A 1197-nucleotide genomic window follows, 5' to 3' on the forward strand; every position below is an offset into this window, starting at 1 on the left:
CATAAAGTGGATTATGCAGGTATTTTATAAAATATATCCTTTGACATATAAAGCTTTAATATGAGGTGTGAATTACCTTTTTTTTAATCTAATTTTTATAAAATACTAACAAAAAACAACCCAACATGAAAAAACAATTTGCAACAATTGCTCTATTAGTTTCAATGAGTACTGTTTTAGCTCAAGAGACAACTACCGTTCCTGCTACTACGTTTGCTGGATCAGCCGACGCTTATTTTAAGTATGATTTCTCTGGTGTTGATAATAGTCTTACTAGTTTTATAAATTCTCATAACTCCTTTGAACTTGGAATGGCTTCTATCGAAGCGAGTCATAAGATGGGAAAATCTTCTGTTTTTGTAGATTTAGGTTTTGGTAATAGAGCAGCACAATTTTCGTATAATGATGAAGCTGCTTCATTTATGATCAAACAGTTAAATTTTACTTATGAGTTTTCAGATAAGTTTAAAGTAACAGCGGGTAGTTTTGGTACTCACATAGGATATGAGCTGTTAGATGCTGTAGATAATAAAAATTACAGTATGTCGTATGCTTTTACCTTTGGTCCTTTTTTTAATACTGGAATAAAAGCGCAATATACAACAGGAAAATTAAGTTTCATGGCAGGAATCGCAAATCCAACAGATTTTAAGACTGCTTTGGAGGCAGGTTCTTCTCAAAAAACTTTCATTGGTCAACTCTCGTATTTAGGAGATACAGGAAGTTTGTATTTGAATGCTACATCAGGAAGTAGCAATCCGTCTACTGATGAAAACAAAACGCAGTTTGATATTGTAGGTACTAAAAAATTAAGTGACACTTTTTCTTTAGGTTTTAATGGTACTTATGCGCTTACAAATCATGATATCGATTCTAATCTAGATGGAAAATGGTTTTCTCTTTTGGGTTATGCCTCAATTGTTCTCAAAGAAAATTTGACTTTAGCTTACAGAGTTGAATATCTTGGTGCCAAAGATGCAACGCCTGGTCTAGGTTCTCTTGCTGGTACTAGTGTTTTAGGAAATACATTGTCGTTAAATTTTAAATCGGGTAATTTAACGGTAATTCCAGAAATTCGTTTTGATAAAGCTTCCGAAGATATTTTTACAAATAGTGATGCAGCGCCAAAAGGTATTACAGCATTTGCATTACTTGCTACTACGTATTCCTTTTAATTTTTTTTTTTTTTTTTTTTTT

General features: G+C 32.2%; 1 protein-coding gene. It reads left to right on the plus strand.

Going from position 1 to position 1197, the window contains the following annotated elements; all coding sequences use genetic code 11:
- Positions 1–125: 125 nt before the first annotated feature.
- On the plus strand, positions 126–1175 hold the full coding sequence (locus tag FPG59_RS16185) for a porin (RefSeq protein WP_086455545.1): 1050 nt from the start codon (positions 126–128) through the stop codon (positions 1173–1175).
- The last annotated feature ends 22 nt before the right edge of the window (positions 1176–1197 follow it).

Origin of the sequence: Flavobacterium sp. FPG59, assembly GCF_002150205.1 — a bacterium.
Taxonomy (GTDB): Bacteria; Bacteroidota; Bacteroidia; order Flavobacteriales; family Flavobacteriaceae; genus Flavobacterium.